This is a genomic window from Paenibacillus nuruki, assembly GCF_001721045.1.
GTDB lineage: Bacteria > Bacillota > Bacilli > Paenibacillales > Paenibacillaceae > Saccharibacillus > Saccharibacillus nuruki.
In genome coordinates, this window is sequence record NZ_MDER01000098.1 from 1 (window position 1) to 3,130 (window position 3,130).

Here is a 3,130-nt window from a genome sequence, read left to right on the forward strand (position 1 = left end):
GAGAAACTTTGAGAGGTCTATGCCTCTCAAAGTTTCTCTTTCTTATAGTTAAAGCTTTACTACTTTAGAACTTAACTTTTAATGGAATAATATTCTATATATTTCTAATCTACATCAACAAAATAAATATTTCAAATTTTAATTCAGATTTGTTATAGTCTAATTTTACTATCAAATTTTTTCAAACTTTTCATGAAATCATCAAAACTCTCTGCGATTCGATATATTCCATTTTCACTTTCTGGTTCTTCCCTAAATTCATTTTTCATAAAATAAATTCCATTAGACAAACTAGTATCTAATAAAATCTTGCCGTTATCTCCACTCTCACCTATAACTAAATAATGAGATGGAATTTCGTCTTTGTCTCTATTCCATACTTCTAAACTCATAGAAGATTCTATTTCAATTCCATATAAAGCTTCTAAAGGAATCGCCTCATTTATTTCCTGTACTATAAATAACCAATAATGAGTCAATATAGTACCACCATTATTATTTTTCAAAAACATCTTATAATCTTCAGGGAGAGAAATTTTATGGTAATCTGTAAACTTTTCAATCATGGATTCTGTAGCCCGACCAAATGTTCTCAATTTGGAATCATATCCATCCTGTCTAATCTGTAGATAATGCTCATATTCTTTTATGAATTTTGATATTTCATCATCTACAATAGGATATGGACTAAAAACCCATCTTATATAATTAAATCGATTTTCAAGTTTCATCTTATCCCATTGAAAAGGTGGTCGTTGCAATAAATAAGATAATGAACGTCTCCATATCCATGGTTGTTTTTTCTCAAGCCAATCCTTCCAACTTTTTAATTTAGAAGCATTTTGCTCACACTGTAAATTAATAATTGCTTCTAAAGTAGAGTTAGCTAAATTTGCCGTAAAATGACTTGCACTTATACGATCATCTGTTAGATGAGGAGTAAATTTAGTTTCAAATAAAATACGGTGTAAAGCAAGAAGTTCTGTTTCTTTCTCAATAATTAGTTTTTTCTTACTCATTTAGAAATCATTCTCCTTTACATTAAAATCAGCATGCTTACCATTACGAATAGATCCTCTAAAAATCAATTCATTACTTTGAGTTTCTACATCTAATAAATGATAATAATCATTTTTTAATTTAACTTCTATTCTATGAGTTATCATAAATTCTGGTCGTTCACTTGCAAATAATATAGCATTTGCATCAATTATATTTACTTTTTCATCTGTTAAATAAACTTTCCCACGATTTGCCCGTATAACACCACTGTTTGAAATAGCTTCTGCACCTTCTAAATCTGTATAGTGATACAGTAAATCATTTTCATCTTTCTTGCCTGCAAATAACTGCAAGTTTACTTTTAGTGGTAACTTACTCGCTACTTACTTGGTTTCATTCTTTCCAAACTGCTTAACAACCCAACTACCTGCATCAATCGCCGCTTCTGTTCCATATTTACCGACATATTTTGTCCCCGGAATTGGAATCAAGCCCGTTAATGAACCAATCCCATTGGCGACTCTATCAGCTACAGACAATTGTTCACCTGTAATGTAATTGACGCCCGTAATCGTTTCTTGGAAACCTTTCACGGTTCCCAAAACAGGAATCGCATCGGCTCCATAGCTCAATCCTGATTAGTTCGATAAGATTGCACAATGTAAAAAAGCTTTGAAAGGCATTAGCCAATCAAAGCTTCTTTGAAAACATTACAATTTATAAATTCCCTCAAGATTATGATTATAATGCTATTGCAAAGAATTATCCCATACATTATCCTCATACGGATGATCCCAAAGATCGATATATAAACCGAGTTTTTTGATCTCATAAATAGCTGCTTCGCATACAATAGAACTACCAATATCCATATAATAATCATAAGAGTGATTTAAGAAAAACTGATCTTGATGCCTAAGTTGACAAACAATATCTTCTCTCAGTGCTAACCTAGAAATCAAATCAACTTCCCTAATAGAAAGATTGTCTTTATCCTTCAAAGAATAATAAAAATTTATAATTTCATCAGAATAGCACTCAGGATATTTAAGAGTATGCTCTATAAAAAGTTCCTCCTTTAATTTATGAATAAGATAAACTTCCATATCTGTTACTTTCATATAGTTCATATAAATATGCATTGCTTTTACATATTTGTTCTCAACAGATAGGTATTCTTCAGCTGTTAAAGGTTGACCATTATATATATTCCCGATATCAATTATTGATGTCCACGTTAAAATCTTAGATTTATATTGGCTTTCCTTTTGTAGAGGAGGATATTTTCTAACTTGCCAGTAGTACATCTTCTAGTCCCCTATCCGATTTAAGTGTTTATTATATGTTCTACTCATTAAATCTTCAACTGTAGGAGCCATTTTCCACACTCCTCCATTATCAGTGCTACCAGTACTTTGTCGAGGAATATCTCTTGTAATATAAATTCCCCTATCTTTTGAATAAAAGACTGCTGCTTTAGCTCTTCCACCATTTACTTTTTCAAATCCAAGAAGTTTTGCAGCTGTTTCAGCCTCTTTATCTGTACGATAAGGACCATTTGGAATTGCAGTCTTTGGAGCTGGAGTCCATGCTCCATTCTTATTATTATAATCGTCTGTTCTTACTTGCTTACGCTGGTAATAACCTCCATACGCATCATTCCTGCTTTTAGACAACATAGAAACAACATTATCTCCAGCCACTGGTTGCTCTAACCGAGGTAGTAATTTAGTACTCTCTTTATTTCCAAACTGCTTAACAACCCAACTTCCAGCATCAATTGCCGCTTCTGTTCCATATTTTCCAACATATTTCGTTCCCGGAATTGGAATTAAGCCCGTTAATGAACCTATTCCATTGGCTACTCGGTCAGCTACAGACAATTATTCACCTGTAATGTAGTTGACGCCCGTAATCGTTTCTTGGAAACCTTTCACGGTTCCCAAAACAGGAATCGCATCGGCTCCATAGCTTAATCCTGTTGCGAACCAAGAATCTCCATCTGCACTCAGTCCAAACGGATCAATATACGAAATCGGATTTCCATTCACATACGCATAGCGATTCATGGTCAGTCCAGCATCAATACTCTTTCATATATCTGCCTCTTCTACACCTCTCCGAGCCA

Annotated in this window: 6 protein-coding genes; all 6 read right to left on the reverse strand. The window is 33.3% G+C overall.

The genetic code is table 11. The features are described from left to right. Positions 1-152: 152 nt before the first annotated feature. Positions 153-1,019, reverse strand: coding sequence for an SMI1/KNR4 family protein (locus tag PTI45_RS22900; RefSeq protein WP_069329913.1), 867 nt, complete (start codon positions 1,017-1,019; stop codon positions 153-155). After that, positions 1,020-1,355: a hypothetical protein gene (locus tag PTI45_RS22905; RefSeq protein ID WP_069329914.1), complete on the reverse strand. Its 336-nt coding sequence runs from the start codon at positions 1,353-1,355 to the stop codon at positions 1,020-1,022. Positions 1,356-1,385: 30 nt separating this feature from the next. Beyond that, entirely contained in the window at positions 1,386-1,634 is a 249-nt protein-coding gene (locus tag PTI45_RS22910) for a pre-toxin TG domain-containing protein (protein WP_083243698.1), read from the reverse strand. A 117-nt stretch (positions 1,635-1,751) separates the two neighbouring features. Next, positions 1,752-2,309, reverse strand: coding sequence for a hypothetical protein (locus tag PTI45_RS22915; RefSeq protein ID WP_069329916.1), 558 nt, complete (start codon positions 2,307-2,309; stop codon positions 1,752-1,754). 3 nt (positions 2,310-2,312) lie between these two features. Continuing rightward, positions 2,313-2,885 carry a toxin C-terminal domain-containing protein gene (locus PTI45_RS22920; RefSeq protein WP_069329917.1) on the reverse strand — a complete coding sequence of 191 codons (573 nt, stop codon included), beginning with the start codon at positions 2,883-2,885 and terminating at the stop codon, positions 2,313-2,315. Beyond that, complete coding sequence (locus PTI45_RS22925; protein WP_069329918.1) at positions 2,886-3,071, reverse strand: pre-toxin TG domain-containing protein; 186 nt, start codon at positions 3,069-3,071, stop codon at positions 2,886-2,888. Positions 3,072-3,130 lie beyond the last annotated feature (59 nt).

Excerpts from the sequence above, each read along its gene's own strand:
- PTI45_RS22900 (WP_069329913.1), bottom strand. The coding sequence starts at position 1,019 with ATGAGTAAGAAAAAACTAATTATTGAGAAAGAAACAGAACTTCTTGCT.
- PTI45_RS22925 (WP_069329918.1), bottom strand. The coding sequence starts at position 3,071 with ATGAATCGCTATGCGTATGTGAATGGAAATCCGATTTCGTATATTGAT.
- PTI45_RS22915 (WP_069329916.1), bottom strand. The coding sequence starts at position 2,309 with ATGTACTACTGGCAAGTTAGAAAATATCCTCCTCTACAAAAGGAAAGC.